The 14233-nt window shown below is 46.2% G+C and carries 21 protein-coding genes; 3 read left to right on the top strand and 18 right to left on the bottom strand.

Going from position 1 to position 14233, the window contains the following annotated elements; genetic code table 11:
• Window positions 1-48 precede the first annotated feature (48 nt).
• The 18 genes from rplO to rplC all read right to left on the bottom strand — a co-directional run bounded on the left by rplO (window position 49) and on the right by rplC (window position 9398).
• Window positions 49-507 carry a 50S ribosomal protein L15 gene (rplO, locus tag NMK36_RS18630; RefSeq protein ID WP_072719726.1) on the bottom strand — a complete coding sequence of 153 codons (459 nt, stop codon included), beginning with the start codon at window positions 505-507 and terminating at the stop codon, window positions 49-51.
• A 39-nt stretch (window positions 508-546) separates the two neighbouring features.
• Window positions 547-1086, bottom strand: a complete 540-nt coding sequence (gene rpsE / locus NMK36_RS18625; protein ID WP_072720071.1) for a 30S ribosomal protein S5 — start codon at window positions 1084-1086, stop codon at window positions 547-549.
• 77 nt (window positions 1087-1163) lie between these two features.
• Complete coding sequence (gene rplR, locus NMK36_RS18620; RefSeq protein ID WP_072719725.1) at window positions 1164-1526, bottom strand: 50S ribosomal protein L18; 363 nt, start codon at window positions 1524-1526, stop codon at window positions 1164-1166.
• A gap of 3 nt (window positions 1527-1529) precedes the next feature.
• Window positions 1530-2078, bottom strand: coding sequence for a 50S ribosomal protein L6 (gene rplF, locus NMK36_RS18615; RefSeq protein ID WP_072719724.1), 549 nt, complete (start codon window positions 2076-2078; stop codon window positions 1530-1532).
• Window positions 2079-2188: 110 nt separating this feature from the next.
• Window positions 2189-2590: a 30S ribosomal protein S8 gene (gene rpsH / locus NMK36_RS18610; protein ID WP_072719723.1), complete on the bottom strand. Its 402-nt coding sequence runs from the start codon at window positions 2588-2590 to the stop codon at window positions 2189-2191.
• Window positions 2591-2635: 45 nt separating this feature from the next.
• Window positions 2636-3181 carry a 50S ribosomal protein L5 gene (gene rplE / locus NMK36_RS18605; RefSeq protein ID WP_072719722.1) on the bottom strand — a complete coding sequence of 182 codons (546 nt, stop codon included), beginning with the start codon at window positions 3179-3181 and terminating at the stop codon, window positions 2636-2638.
• Window positions 3182-3315: 134 nt separating this feature from the next.
• Window positions 3316-3669, bottom strand: coding sequence for a 50S ribosomal protein L24 (gene rplX / locus NMK36_RS18600; protein ID WP_072719721.1), 354 nt, complete (start codon window positions 3667-3669; stop codon window positions 3316-3318).
• Window positions 3669-4037 carry a 50S ribosomal protein L14 gene (gene rplN, locus NMK36_RS18595; RefSeq protein ID WP_072719720.1) on the bottom strand — a complete coding sequence of 123 codons (369 nt, stop codon included), beginning with the start codon at window positions 4035-4037 and terminating at the stop codon, window positions 3669-3671. The genes rplX and rplN overlap by 1 nt, the downstream gene beginning before the upstream one ends.
• Before the next feature lie 61 nt (window positions 4038-4098).
• Window positions 4099-4356, bottom strand: a complete 258-nt coding sequence (rpsQ, locus tag NMK36_RS18590) for a 30S ribosomal protein S17 (protein ID WP_072719719.1) — start codon at window positions 4354-4356, stop codon at window positions 4099-4101.
• Between the two features lie 133 nt (window positions 4357-4489).
• Window positions 4490-4711: a 50S ribosomal protein L29 gene (gene rpmC / locus NMK36_RS18585; RefSeq protein ID WP_072719718.1), complete on the bottom strand. Its 222-nt coding sequence runs from the start codon at window positions 4709-4711 to the stop codon at window positions 4490-4492.
• Between the two features lie 48 nt (window positions 4712-4759).
• Entirely contained in the window at window positions 4760-5185 is a 426-nt protein-coding gene (rplP, locus tag NMK36_RS18580; protein WP_072719717.1) for a 50S ribosomal protein L16, read from the bottom strand.
• A gap of 33 nt (window positions 5186-5218) precedes the next feature.
• The gene (rpsC, locus tag NMK36_RS18575; RefSeq protein ID WP_072719716.1) at window positions 5219-5947 is read right to left on the bottom strand and encodes a 30S ribosomal protein S3; all 729 of its coding nucleotides are present in this window, start codon (window positions 5945-5947) and stop codon (window positions 5219-5221) included.
• A 104-nt stretch (window positions 5948-6051) separates the two neighbouring features.
• Entirely contained in the window at window positions 6052-6411 is a 360-nt protein-coding gene (rplV, locus tag NMK36_RS18570; RefSeq protein ID WP_072719715.1) for a 50S ribosomal protein L22, read from the bottom strand.
• Between the two features lie 55 nt (window positions 6412-6466).
• Window positions 6467-6745, bottom strand: coding sequence for a 30S ribosomal protein S19 (rpsS, locus tag NMK36_RS18565; RefSeq protein ID WP_072719714.1), 279 nt, complete (start codon window positions 6743-6745; stop codon window positions 6467-6469).
• Between the two features lie 71 nt (window positions 6746-6816).
• Window positions 6817-7680 (bottom strand): 50S ribosomal protein L2, encoded by an 864-nt coding sequence (rplB, locus tag NMK36_RS18560; RefSeq protein WP_072719713.1) that lies wholly within the window; start codon window positions 7678-7680, stop codon window positions 6817-6819.
• A gap of 80 nt (window positions 7681-7760) precedes the next feature.
• A complete protein-coding gene (locus NMK36_RS18555; RefSeq protein ID WP_072719712.1) occupies window positions 7761-8069 on the bottom strand; it encodes a 50S ribosomal protein L23 in 309 nt (102 codons plus the stop codon).
• A complete protein-coding gene (rplD, locus tag NMK36_RS18550) occupies window positions 8062-8694 on the bottom strand; it encodes a 50S ribosomal protein L4 (RefSeq protein ID WP_072719711.1) in 633 nt (210 codons plus the stop codon). Before rplD ends, NMK36_RS18555 begins: the two co-directional genes overlap by 8 nt.
• Window positions 8695-8708: 14 nt before the next feature.
• A complete protein-coding gene (gene rplC / locus NMK36_RS18545) occupies window positions 8709-9398 on the bottom strand; it encodes a 50S ribosomal protein L3 (RefSeq protein ID WP_072719710.1) in 690 nt (229 codons plus the stop codon).
• Between the two features lie 866 nt (window positions 9399-10264).
• Here rplC and NMK36_RS18540 point away from each other — a divergent pair.
• The 3 genes from NMK36_RS18540 (at window position 10265) to NMK36_RS18530 (ending at window position 13953) form a co-directional block, all read left to right on the top strand.
• Window positions 10265-10741, top strand: a complete 477-nt coding sequence (locus NMK36_RS18540) for an NAD(P)H-quinone oxidoreductase subunit N (RefSeq protein ID WP_072719709.1) — start codon at window positions 10265-10267, stop codon at window positions 10739-10741.
• Window positions 10742-10865: 124 nt separating this feature from the next.
• The gene (gene ldpA, locus NMK36_RS18535) at window positions 10866-12146 is read left to right on the top strand and encodes a circadian clock protein LdpA (RefSeq protein WP_083580064.1); all 1281 of its coding nucleotides are present in this window, start codon (window positions 10866-10868) and stop codon (window positions 12144-12146) included.
• Window positions 12147-12192: 46 nt separating this feature from the next.
• Complete coding sequence (locus tag NMK36_RS18530) at window positions 12193-13953, top strand: R3H domain-containing nucleic acid-binding protein (protein ID WP_072719707.1); 1761 nt, start codon at window positions 12193-12195, stop codon at window positions 13951-13953.
• The last annotated feature ends 280 nt before the right edge of the window (window positions 13954-14233 follow it).

Raw genomic sequence — 14233 nt, 5'->3', positions numbered from 1 at the left:
GTTTTTAGTTAACAATTGACGACTATTAACTATTAACCTCTTAAGGATTTACTGATTACTATTGACTGGTAACTGACAAGTCCCACCTGCGGCTTCAATTTTGGTACGGGCTCCTTGGGTAAAGGCTGCCGCTTCTATCCGCAGTGCCACATTCAGTTCCCCATGCCCTAAAATTTTCAGAGGGCCACGAGATCCTGTTAAGAGTCCCGCTTCTAATAGGGAATTCAGGGTAACTTCAGTATTAGCACTCAGGGATGCCAACTGACCTACATTAATCGTAGTGTATTGTTTACGATTAACGAGAGGGAAGCCTTTAAGTTTAGGAAGGCGACGATAGAGAGGATTTTGACCTCCTTCAAAGCCAGGGCGGGTACTGCGACCGGAACGAGAATTTTGACCCCGCATCCCTTTTCCAGAGCTTGCGCCTTGACCAGCAGAGATCCCACGACCTAGGCGACGACCGCGTTTGCGAGAGCCTGGTTTGGGTATAGCATCGTTGAGTCTCATGATTGCTTCTACTTGAACTGTTTCAGATGAATAATGGAATTAGGCGTAAAGATGCTCAATGGGAATGCCCCGCTCTTTGGCCACGTCTGCAAAGGTTCGTAATGATTTTAAAGCATGAATTGTGGCTCTGGCATTATTCAGAGGGTTGCTGGAACCGAGTTGTTTGGCTAAGATATTGCGAACCCCTGCTAATTCCAAAACGGTACGCACCGCTCCCCCAGCAATTACCCCTGTCCCCGGAGCAGCAGGACGCATCATGACTTGAGCGCCTCCCCCTTCACCATTAACCGGATGGGGAATCGAATTAGATTTAGTTAAGGGAACTTCTACAACGTTTTTACGACCGTCTGCCACCCCTTTTCTCACGGCTCCGATGACATCGGCGGCTTTACCGACACCGACACCAACCTGACCTTTTTCATTACCAACAATCACCACAGCCCGGAAGCTGAGTTTTTTACCGCCTTTGACCACTTTAGTAACCCGACGGATTTGGACAACCCGTTCTTGCCACTCAGTTTCTTTTTCTTTGGTGCGATTACTTTTTTTACGACGCTGCTGTTGCTGCTGCTCTGCCATAGTTTTAATATCCTGAACAACTTTTACGATTGAGGGGTTGACTGTTAACTGTTGAAACACCACCACAGCCAACCTGATTAGAAGTCTAGTCCAGCTTCTCGGGCGGCATCGGCTAAAGCTTTGACACGACCGTGATAGATGTATCCACCCCGATCAAAAACAACCTGTTTGATGCCTTTAGCTACAGCGCGTTCAGCAATTAACTGGCCAATTTTGACAGAAGCGTCGCAGGTTGAACCTGATAAATCTTCGGATTTAAAACCCGGTTCCACCGTAGAAGCCGCAACTAAAGTGTGATGTTTGGTATCATCTATCACCTGCACATAAATATGCTGGTTGGAGCGAAACACTGCTAATCTGGGACGTTCAGCAGTGCCAAATACCTTGACCCGAACTCTGCGATGACGACGATCACGGGATTCTTGACGAGTTAGTTTCATAGTTTATTTTTTCCCACCCTTACCAGTTTTACCAGCTTTACGTCTAACCACTTCGCCTTGATAACGAATGCCTTTGCCTTTATAAGGTTCTGGGGGACGCACAGCCCGAACGCGGGCGGCCATATTGCCGACAATTTCTTTGTCAATCCCGCTAATAATGACGTTCGTGTTATTTTCAACAGCAACGCGAATGCCTTCAGGCGGTATCATTTCTACGGGTTTACTGTAACCCACATTTAACACCAGGTTTGTCCCTTGCACGGAAGCCCGATAACCCACCCCTTGGATTTCTAAACGTCGTTCAAACCCATTAGAAACCCCTTCGACCATATTAGATACAAGGGTTCGACAAAGGCCATGACGCTGACGAGCAGTCCGGGATTCGGAAGCTCGTTTGACATTGACGGTTTCTCCGTCCTGTTCCACTACGACTTCCGGGGGGAGAACACGAGAAAGCTCACCCTTGGGGCCTTTAACAGTCACGTGTTGACCATTAATGGTAAGGGTGACTTGCTTAGGTACGGAAATTGGACGTTTACCAATTCTAGACATAGTTATCTATTTGTTGACAGTTAACGGTTGACAGTTGACGGTTGACAGTTGACGGTTGACAGTTGACAATGAACACCTCAACAGTCAACAGACAACGGACACTCTTACAACTACCAAATGTAACAAAGCACTTCACCACCGAGTCCTTGACGTCGAGCTTCTCGGTCGGTCATCACCCCGCGAGATGTAGAAATAATGGCTACGCCAATTCCACCTAAAACGCGAGGGAGTTCTTTGCGGTTGCGATACACTCGCAAACCCGGTCGGCTGACTCGCTGTAACTTCTGAATGGTGGGAGCCTTCGTTTTAGAGTTGTACTTGAGAGAGACAACCAAGTATTTTTTAATGCCTTCGCCAGTTTCTTCAAAATCCCCAATAAAGCCTTCTTGTTTAAGAACTTGGGCAATACTACGGGTCATTTTTGTAGAAGGAATTTGTGTAGTTTGATGCCGCGCCATGCAAGAATTGCGAATGCGCGTCAACATATCCGCAATGGTATCGTTTGCCGCCATAGTTTCCTCGTTACTTTAAGTTACAGGCAAGATGCCTGTTCCACACTAGCTGTCCCGGAAGGGCATTCCCATTTCTTTGAGCAAGGCTCGCCCTTCTTCGTCGGTTTTGGCTGTGGTCACAATTGCAATATCTAAGCCTCGAATTTGATCAATACTGTCATAGTTAATTTCAGGAAAGATCAATTGTTCTCGGACACCCAAACTGTAATTTCCTCGACCATCAAAGCTTTTGCCACTGACACCGCGAAAATCACGAATCCGAGGCAAAGATAAATTGATCAGTCGATCTAAGAAGGCATACATCCGGTCTGAACGTAAGGTTACCATCACACCGACGGGCATTCCTTTGCGAATTTTGAACCCGGCAATGGCTTTTTTAGCGCGGGTGACAACGGGTTTTTGTCCCGTAATCACAGCTAATTCATTGATGGAGGACTCTAAAGCTTTGGCATTTTGAGAAGCTTCGCCTAAACCCCGGTTGACCGTGATTTTAACAATCTTAGGCACTTGATGGATATTTTCATATTTGAACTGATCCATCATTTTGGGAACGATTTTGTCCAAGTAGATCGTCTTGAGTTTAGCTACCATAGTTGTTGCTCTTTATGAACCCTGGGCTTGGTCAGGATAATTGTTGACAGTTGCAATTACGAATTGCGAATGGGTAATAGGTAATGAGTAAGGGGTAATTGCCTGTTCCCTGTTCCCTGTTCCCTGTTCCCTCTTTAATCAATAATTTCACCAGTTTTTTTCAACATTCTCACCTTGCGGCCGTCGTCGGTAAAGGTATAACACACCCGACTGGCAACGTTTTCTTTGGTGGAATAAAGCATGACGTTAGAACTATGAATCGGAGCTTCAAAGGTCGTAATTTGACCGGATTCACCCTCTTGACGAGGTTTAACGTGCTTGGTTCTCACGTTAACATCTTTAACAACGACTTTGCTCACTTTAGGGAGAACTCGTAGGATTTCTCCCACCTTCCCTCTATCGCTACCCGTAATCACCTGCACGGTGTCGCCTTTTTTAACGTGCATTTTATAACGTTGGGATTTGTCGGATGTTGTTTTCTTGGACATTAAAGAACCTCCGGTGCAAGAGAAACAATTTTGGTGAAATTCTTATCCCGTAGTTCCCGCGCTACAGGGCCAAATACACGAGTTCCTCTGGGATTCCCATCGGCGTTGATAATCACAGCCGCATTGTCATCAAACCGAATACTCATGCCACTATCCCGGCGTAAACTATGACGAGTCCGAACAATTACAGCCCGAACCACATCGGATTTTTTGACCGCCATATTGGGGATAGCATCTTTAACAACAGCAATGATGACATCACCAATGCCGCCATAACGACAGTTGCCACCTTTTAAAACGCGAATACACATTAATTTTCGTGCACCGCTATTGTCAGCAACATTCAGAATCGTTTGAACTTGGATCATAGTCTTATTTTTTCCCTCTCAGGTATGACGATTCCTTATAGAGAGTTGAAAGCTCAAGTCTCTACAGATCAGTTTTGCTTTTATCGCTTAGAATTTCGACCACATTCCAGCGTTTGGTTTTACTTAAAGGACGAGTTTCAGAAATCCGAACTCGATCTCCTTCTTGACAATCGTTATTTTCGTCGTGGGCTTTATATCGTTTCGTTTTAACGACAATTTTGCCGTATTTAGGATGGGGAGAACGGTTTTCCACCGCTACAACCACCGTTTTATCCATTTTGTTACTAACGACCAAGCCAACTCGTTCTTTTACTGCCATTGCTGTACTCCAAAATCAGTAATCAGTTGTCAGTAATCAGTAATCAGTTATTAGTTATTAGTTATCAGTTGATAAGGAGTAACGATTAATATCAGCTATCAACAATTAACCCTTGACTCTTCACTGATAACTGTTAACTGTTAACTGATAACTGATTACTGATTTGGCGTTCCCGCTCCACCGTTTTCAATTGAGCTAAACGATGGCGAATATGCTTAAATTCATGGGTTTTTTCTAAACGCCCTGTCGCTTTGAGTAAACGAAGGTTAGCCAGTTGTTTTTTGACTTCTAAGATTTGCTGAGACAGTTCTTCATCATTCAACTGTCTTGCTTCTTCGATTTTAGGAAAAGACATAACTGAGTCCTTTGGGGTTGACAGTATCGACTACTGTTAACAATAGATTTACTGAGCTTCTTCCTCAACGGAACGGGCAATAAACTTGGTTTTAATCGGTAATTTAAATGCCGCTAACCGCATTGCTTCCCGTGCAATTTCTTCGGAAACGCCTGCAATTTCAAAGAGCACCCGACCGGGTTTGACCACAGCGACCCAATATTCAGGCGCCCCTTTACCCGAACCCATCCGGGTTTCAGCAGCCCGCATCGTTACAGGTTTATCCGGGAAAATCCGAATCCAAATTTTGCCACCCCGACGAATATAACGGGTCATGGCTCGTCGAGCCGCTTCAATTTGACGGGAGGTAATCCAACAGGGTTCTAAGGCTTGCAGTGCAAAATCACCGAAGTTTAGATCATTACCGCGAGTGGCTTGACCTTTCATCCGGCCACGCTGTTGTTTGCGGAATTTTGTTCTTCTGGGACTTAACATGATCGTGTTCGATTTGGGGTTTGATGTTTCTCTTTATCCTTCGTTAGAACGGTCGTCATATTTCTGACGACGAGGTTGCCGATTTCGACGAGGTTGAGTTGTCGTTGAGGCAGCCACTTCTTCTTGTCCCGGAATAATTTCGCCCTTGAAGACCCAAACTTTAACACCCAGAATGCCGTAGATAGTCAAGGCGGTACAGTAGGCGTAGTCAATATCAGCCCGCAGGGTATGCAGAGGAACTCTGCCTTCACGAGTCCATTCGGTTCGGGCAATTTCTGCACCGTTTAACCGACCACTGACTTGAATTTTGATCCCTTCAATTCCGGCTTTTTGTGCCCGTGTAATCGCCTGACGCACAACTCGACGGAAGGAAACCCGTTTTTCGAGTTGTTGAGCGATATACTCAGCAATCAAGGTGGCATCGGCATCAACGCGGGCAACTTCCACGACATTGATCCGAATTTGACGATGTGACCCTAGTTTTTTCTGAAGGCCGAGGCGCAGAGATTCAATCCCTGTTCCCCCACGACCAACCACAACACCAGGTCTAGCGGTTTGGACTTCTAAATCAATTTGATCGGCTTTGCGTTCAATGCGGACTTTAGAAATCCCAGCATTGTTGAGTTCCTTACGAACAAATTCCCGAATGGTATGGTCTTCTTGTAACAGTTCAGGATACTGTTTGGAATCAGCAAACCAACGAGATCTATGCTCTTGGGTAATTCCCAGTCGAAACCCAACAGGATGAATTTTTTGTCCCATAGCAGATTAAGGGTGAGGTAGTTTCAATTCTCGTTTCAATTCTCGTTTCAATTCTCGAATCGAAAAGAGTTAAGCTTTTCCATTCCTTGATGTCCTGATAGCTCTTAGCTTTCGGCTTGAGGTGCTACAGCAACAACAATATGACAAGTCGGCTTGCGAATTTGGTAAGCACGGCCTTGAGCGCGGGGTCTAAACCGTTTAATCGTTGGGCCTTGATCGGCGTAAGCTTGAGAAATCACTAAGTTCGCTGGATCTAATCCCTCGTTGTGTTCTGCGTTAGCGACCGCCGAGCGCAAAACCTTGAGAATCGGCTCACAAGAGCGATAGGGCATGAATTCCAAGATGATCAAAGCTTCTCGATAGGATCGTCCCCGAATCTGATCTAAAACTCGTCTTACTTTGGAGGGTGACATCCGAATGTAACGAGCGATCGCTTTTACTTCGGCGCTAGTATCTATAGCCATAGTTCATGTTAATTCCGAGTCGGCATTCAATGGAGTTTTCAGCGTCGCAACTCTTCTAACGGCGGGCTTTTTTGTCACTTTTAGCGTGACCCCGAAAGGTGCGAGTTGGAGCAAATTCCCCTAATTTGTGACCCACCATTTGATCCGTAACAAACACAGGAACGTGTTGTTTTCCGTTATGGACGGCGATCGTATGACCGACCATCTGGGGAATAATTGTGGATGCTCTTGACCAAGTTTTGATGACTTGTTTTTCTCCCTTGGCATTGAGTTTTTCAACTTTGCTCAGGAGATGATCCGCCACAAAGGGGCCTTTTTTGAGTGAACGAGACATACAGTAATCAGTTATCAGTTATCAGTTGTCAGTTGTCAGTAATCAGTTATCAGTCGATTACTGATTACTGATTAAGTTTGCCGTCCACCTTTACCCCGTTTCGAGGATTTCCGACGACGACGAACAATTAAAGCGGTACTGCGTTTTTTCTTGTTGCGAGTCTTCGCCCCTAATGCGGGTTTACCCCAAGGTGTTACAGGGCCAGAACGACCGATAGGTGCGCGTCCTTCTCCACCACCATGAGGGTGATCCACCGGGTTCATGACGCTACCGCGAACTTCAGGACGACGACCTTTCCAACGGGTGCGACCCGCCTTCCCAACACTGATGTTACGCGCATCAATATTGCCGACTTGTCCGATAGTGGCGTAGCATTTCGCCGGAATTTTTCGTTGTTCCCCAGACGGCAGTTTGAGGGTGACATAGCTCCCTTCTTTTGCCATAACTTGAGCCGTTGCACCCGCAGCGCGAACGATTTGTCCTCCTTTACCGGGAACTAACTCGACGTTATGCACTTCTGTCCCTAACGGGATTTTAGCTAAAGGCAGGGCATTGCCGATTTCAATCGGAGCTTCGGGGCCAGAAATAATGACGGTTCCCACTTTGAGCCCAAGGGGATGCAGGATATAGCGTTTTTCGCCATCGGTGTAATACACCAAAGCGATCCGAGCATTCCGGTTGGGATCGTATTCAATCTCAGCAACTTTAGCAGGGATATTGTGTTTATCCCGGCGGAAATCAACGATCCGATACAGTTTTTTATGTCCGCCTCCCCGATGGCGACAGGTAATCACGCCTCGGTTATTGCGCCCTTTATCCCGGTGTTTGGAAACCGTTAAAGAAGGCTCAGGTTCAGAACGGGTAATTTCTGCAAAATCGGAAACGGTATGTTGGCGAGTGCTGGGAGTATAGGGTCGGTATGAACGAATTCCCATATTTGATCCTTAGATTCTAAATCAGTTATCAGTTATCAGTTATCAGTTATCAGTTGACAGACAACAGACAACAGACAACTTTATACCTCTGGGAACAGGACTTTCCGCAGAGGTTCCCCATCCTCCAGGGTGATAATTGCCCGTTTGTAGCCCGTTTTGTACCCAACAAACTTACCGACCCGACGACGTTTACGAGGCGGAATATGGGTATTAACGGCTTTGACTTTAACGGGGAATAACAGTTCAATGGCTTGTTTGATCATGGGCTTGGTCGCCTTGCGATCAACATCAAAGGTGAACTGATTCAGTTCCATTAACCTTGTGGCTTTTTCGGTCACAATGGGGCGCTTGACCAAATCAATCAGATCGCCGGTATTATGTTCACTCACCGTAAACCTCCTGAATTTTGGCAAGGGCAGCAGTTGTGGTTACGATTTTGTCGGCTGCGAGCACATCATAAACGTTAAGGCTATCCGCCAAGCACATTCTCAGTTTGGGAATGTTCCGACCCGATAGATAAACGTTGGGTTGTTTCTCAGGTAACACCAACAGCACTCTAGCTTCGGGTTCAACGCCCCAACGGGTCATCGCCGATACTAAGTCTTTGGTTTTGGGTCGAGAAAACTGATCGGCAAATTCTTCAACGACAACCAGATCTTCAACACGACTTTGAAACGCTGTCCGCAATGCTAACTGTCTTTCTTTGCGGTTCATTTTTTGAGAATAATCTCTGGGTTTTGGCCCAAAAATTACCCCACCGCCTCGCCATAAGGGAGAACGAATGGAACCCGCCCTAGCGCGACCGGTTCCTTTTTGACGCCAAGGCTTACGGCCACCCCCCCGAACTTCTGAACGGGTTTTAGTGCTGGCTGTACCTTGACGCGCATTTGCCATTTGCCGCACTAAGGCTCTATGGACAACGTGGCTGGCATTTTCTTCGGATGCGACTTTTAGGTCAAGGGTGGCTTGTCCTACGCTTTCACCCTGCCAATTTCGGACTACACAATCAACCATGGTTGTTTTCTCCTCTACTTGCCACCGACTAAGTTAGCGGGTGCGATACTTAACAAACCGCCGGGTTTGCCAGGAACTGCGCCTTTCACTAACAGCAGGTTACGTTCGGAATCAACACGCACAACGGTTAATTTGCGAGTGGTGACTTGGCTGGCTCCATAGTGTCCAGCCATGCGTTTTCCGGGGTAAACCCGTCCTGGGGTGGTTCCAGGGCCGATTGAACCGGGAAGACGATGGTTTTTTGAACCGTGAGCCATAGGGCCCCGTTTAAAGTTATGGCGTTTTTGATAACCCGAAAAACCACGACCCATGCTGGTTCCACTGACATCCACCAGTTGTCCGGGGGTGAAAATATCCGCCTTCAGTTGTTGGCCTAATTCAAAGGTTTCGGGATCGCTAACGCGATACTCTTTGAGGTGGCGCAGCATTGTTCCACCAGATTTGGCTAAATGCCCCTGTTCCGCATTACTGAGATACTTATTGACCTCTTTGTTGGGAGATTTAGTCGTATTAAGCTTGCGTTTTTTATCAGGAACTTCACCGTATCCTAGTTGAATAGCGGTGTAACCATCCGTTTGTTTGGTTTTAATCTGGGTAATAGTGCAAGGCCCTGCTTGAATCACGGTAACGGGAATAGCTTTTCCGCTTTCCGCTTCAAACACTTGGGTCATGCCGACTTTTGTGCCGAGGATACCTACAGACACTTAAACTAGCCTCTCTTTTCTACGCATTACAATAAAGTTCGGATCGACCGTGAGGAAGAATCCGCTTGCTGAAATGAACAAGACATGATTTAAAATGCCTTGTGGATGTTTAAACACACCAAAATAGTCTCCCACCGTTTAAGGAGGATAAACCCTTGGGAGTTTAGAACAGTTTCAGGCTATCAACAAGTTTTAAGCTGTTTGCGGATCAAGGATTTCCCTCGATTCTGCCTGTATGTCGCTGGGACTTGAGCAGCAAGCTACTCAGTATCCTGTGGGTTACAGATCTTTAATCCCATGCAGATGACTGGCTTGCGCCAAGCTTGTTTAGGGTTTAAAGTCAGCCTTGCTGCTGTTTTCTGACCGATTCGGCTTAACTGCTTAACTATTTTTGCCCAATCGCTGATTCATGGGGGCTAACAACGTTAACGCCATGAATTAAGTTCAGTCTTTAGAAAGTTAGCAGCATCTTCCCGATTAGCGACAATTTTTGATTGTAGGGTAATTTTTACCAACTGTCAAGAACGAATCGCGACTTTGATAAGATTTTTAATTTAACTCAGGGGAGTTAGGTTAAGGGTTGTTTCACCACTAGGGACAATTGGAAAAGCAAGAGCAGTCTTGATGAGTGAGTTGGTTGACGGGAGATTATCGAGAATTTGGGTCTAAAACCCCGTGCTTTGAGCATCGGCTTTGGATTAAGATAGAGAGGATTGAAAGGTTTGAGTATTGCTCGAAAGAGATACGGTGCTTAAAGGTCAGTCGCTGAATTAAGAATCTCCGCGCGTTTACGCGCCGAGAGTGTCAAGTCAAAATATTGCAAGCGAAGATAACAAAGATTTAGTAAAGAGGTTTATTATCGAGTTATGCCACTGATTACAACCGGGAGCAAACTAATTCGAGATTTAGAAACATACGGAGCTTTAGGACTGTATGTTCCCCTAGAAGGGGGGTTTGAGGGGCGGTATCGTCGTCGGTTACGAGCCCATGGATATACAACCTATAACCTGTCTGCACGGGGACTCGGAGACTTAGCCGCGTATTTAACGGGAGTTCATGGGGTTCGTCCTCCCCACTTAGGCAAAAAAAATAGTGGGAATGAAGCGGCTGTTGGCAATGTTTATTATGTCCCCCCCATTTTAAATACACAGTTAGATCAACTTCCCCCTAAATCCAAAGGTTTAGTGCTTTGGATCATTGAAGGTCATATTTTGTCCAGTCAAGAAATCGCCTTTTTGACACAACTCCCCCAACAAGAACCCCGTGTCAAGTTGGTAGTGGAGATGGGAGGAGCACGAGTCGTGCAATGGACACCCCTTAAAGATGTTAATGTTGCCGCTTGAAGAGTGCTCTTATTTTTGAGGTTGATATTAAACCGAATGAGTTGGGTAAACACCCAACTTATTTTTTTTAGATTGCCTCAAAAATTTAGATGATGAACCCTTTTGCTTCGTTATGATAGAAAGAGTGAACACTTATGATTCCCCTTTAACGGCATTGCAACAAGGTAACTGGTTCAAACTTATCTGCGGAGCGAGTTACCAGCACTTGCCTGCGGTCAGAAGTTTAACCTTGGCTTACACCTTAGCAGGTGCAGACTGTATTGATGTAGCTGCTGACCCAGCCGTGATTGCCATAACCCAGGAGGCTTTAACACAAGCCGAAGCTTTAGGCGAACAAGCTCAAGCTTTAGGATTTAGTTATCGCTATCGTCCTTGGTTAATGGTCAGCCTCAATGATGGTGAAGATCCCCATTTTCGTAAAGCAGAATTTGAAGCAACCGCTTGCCCATCCAGTTGTAGGCGACCGTGTGAAACTGTTTGTCCGACGGGGGCAATTACCTTTTCTGACGTAAAATCCGGCATCATCGATCAACTCTGTTACGGCTGTGGACGTTGTATTCCGATTTGTCCCAGTGATTTAATTTATGCCCGGTCTTATGTCTTCCGCCCCGATGTAATTGCACCCTTAGTCTTACAAACTGGAGTAGACGCCCTGGAAATTCATACCCAAATTGGACGAGACAAAGACTTTAAACGGTTGTGGAGTAGTATTCAACCCCATCTAGCCCAACTCAAACTGGTTGCCATTAGCTGCCCTGATGGGGAGGGTGTAGTTGAATATCTCCAAACCTTATATGACCTAATCAGCCCCCTTTCCTGCCCCTTAATTTGGCAAACTGATGGGCGTCCAATGAGTGGAGATATTGGGGTGGGTACAACTATCGCTAGTGTCAAGTTGGCTCAAAAAATTTTAGCTGTGAATTTACCGGGATATGTACAGCTTGCGGGTGGCACAAACGATTATACTGTAGCCAAGCTCAAATCCCTTGGGCTTTTACAATCATCTGGTACCGCTTATCCGCCTGTGTATCCCAACTCCGTTTTGGCTAATTCCGAGCAACCGACTCAAGCGTTTCTGAAAAACGGGATACGGTCAATGGATGACGCTAGTTTCGACAGGCTCAACTACCAACATCGGGTGGCGGGTGTCGCCTATGGAAGCTATGCCCGTGTCCTGTTATCACCGATTTTAGAACAGTTAGAATCCCGGTCTACCCTAAAACTCAAAGCCGAATCTGTTTCTGGGGAAGAACGAATCACCCAAACCTATAAATCTTTGAGGGAAGACGAGATCGTTCAACAAGTAGAGACAAGCCCGGTCACATATACGCTTGAAGCCAACCCTGACTTGCTGTGGCAAGCGGTAGGTAAAGCTTCCACCCTAGTTTCCCAACTCAAATCATAACTGATAACTGATAACTGATAACTGATAACTGATAACTGTTTTGAGTATGCAAATTACAGACGACCTGAATAGATTACTCGAAGTTGTTCCCGATGAAATTCGGCAGAATTTGCAGCAGCATCCACAACGAGACAGTTTGATTGAGATTGTGATGGATTTAGGCCGTCTTCCAGAAGCCCGTTTTCCGTCTAAAGCCGAATATCTCTCAACTATTCCCGTCTCCTTAGAAGATCTGGAACATTGTATTTCACAAATTGGAGAGTTTAGCGGTGATAACCGAGCAGGACTCTCGCAAACCCTACATCGGATCAGTGCCATTCGCAACCGTACCGGAAAAATTATTGGTTTAACCTGTCGGGTCGGTCGAGCGGTCTTTGGCAAAATTGGCATGATCCGGGATTTGGTAGAAACGGGTCAATCTATCCTGATGCTAGGTCGTCCTGGAGTTGGAAAAACAACAGCATTGCGAGAAATTACTCGTGTATTGGCGGATGAGTTAGAAAAGCGGGTGGTGATTATTGACACGTCCAATGAAATTGCTGGAGATGGCGATATTCCTCATCCTGCCATTGGCAGAGCCCGGCGGATGCAAGTCGCACGTCCTGAACTGCAACATCAAGTCATGATCGAGGCTGTGGAGAACCATATGCCGGAAGTGATTGTGATTGACGAGATTGGTACAGAACTCGAAGCATTAGCGGCTCGCACCATCGCAGAACGGGGGGTACAGTTAATTGGCACGGCTCACGGCAACCGCATTGAGAACTTAATGAAGAACCCTACTTTAGCAGACTTAATTGGGGGAATTCAAGCGGTAACGTTAGGGGATGAGGAAGCTCGGCGCCGGGGTTCGCAAAAAACGGTATTAGAACGGAAAGCACCCCCCACCTTTGATATTGCCATTGAAATGTTAGAGCAACAAAGGTGGGTTGTACATGAATCTGTTTCGACCACCATTGATCATCTGTTACGGGGACTGCAACCGACGTTACAAGTTCGGACGCTTAATGATGAGGGTGAGGTTAATATTTTTGAAGAACGATATACTCCCACAACTCCGGTTTCTATGGAAGGACGCTCGGCCCTCAAACCCCGTGAGCCTGTGGCTGCAATACCCGGTCTGCGAGGGTTGCGAGGTTCAGGGAAAATGATGGCCGTTCCCCCAACTCCCCTAGGAAAAGCCAGGGAAGATACAGTATCAGAGTCTCAATATTTTGAAGAACTCCTAGAACAATCGTTTTCTGGGGTCACACCTCTGCATACTGATGAAGAATTCCCTTTTATCAAGACTATCGGGGAAGGTTCATCTTTAAATATTTATCCGTATGGGGTTCCTCGTCATCAAATTGAACAGGTGATCCAAACCCTTTCTTTACCTGTAATTTTGACCAAGGATATTGATAGTGCGGATGTGGTGTTGGCGTTGCGATCGCATATTCGGAATCAATCTAAACTGCGCCACATGGCAAAAACCCGTCAAGTTCCAATTCATACGATTAAATCAGGAACACCCCCTCAAATTGCACGAGCGTTGCGGCGTTTATTGAATATGGAAGATCCCAGTACCCCAGAAATTGCGGATTTGAGTTTGTTTACAAAGAGTGGTTCTTCGGATGAAATTGAAGCGTTAGAAGAAGCACGTTTAGCAGTGGAACAAATTGTGATTCCGAAGGGACAACCGGTGGAATTACTTCCTCGGTCTCCGCAGGTTAGGAAAATGCAGCATGAATTGGTAGAACATTATCGCTTGAAATCTAATAGTTTTGGAGAAGAACCCAACCGTCGTTTGCGAATTTATCCAGCTTAGAATTCAAGCAAGGAAGGGGGGACAAGGGGATAAGGGGACAAGGGGACAAGGGGATAAGGGGATAAGGGGATAAGGGGACAAGGGGATAAGGGGATAAGGGGATAAGGGGACAAGGGGATAAGGGGATAAGGGGATAAGGGGATAAGGGGATAAGGGGATAAGGGGATAAGGGGACAAGGGGATAAGGGGATAAGGGGATAAGGGGATAAGGGGATAAGGGGACAAGGGGATAAGGGGAAATAATAGACACTCCTTCGGTGAAACCTGAAACCTGAAACCT

Origin of the sequence: Planktothrix pseudagardhii (assembly GCF_904830925.1) — a bacterium.
Taxonomy (GTDB): Bacteria; Cyanobacteriota; Cyanobacteriia; order Cyanobacteriales; family Microcoleaceae; genus Planktothrix; species Planktothrix tepida.
This window is presented reverse-complemented; position numbering and strand designations above follow the sequence as displayed.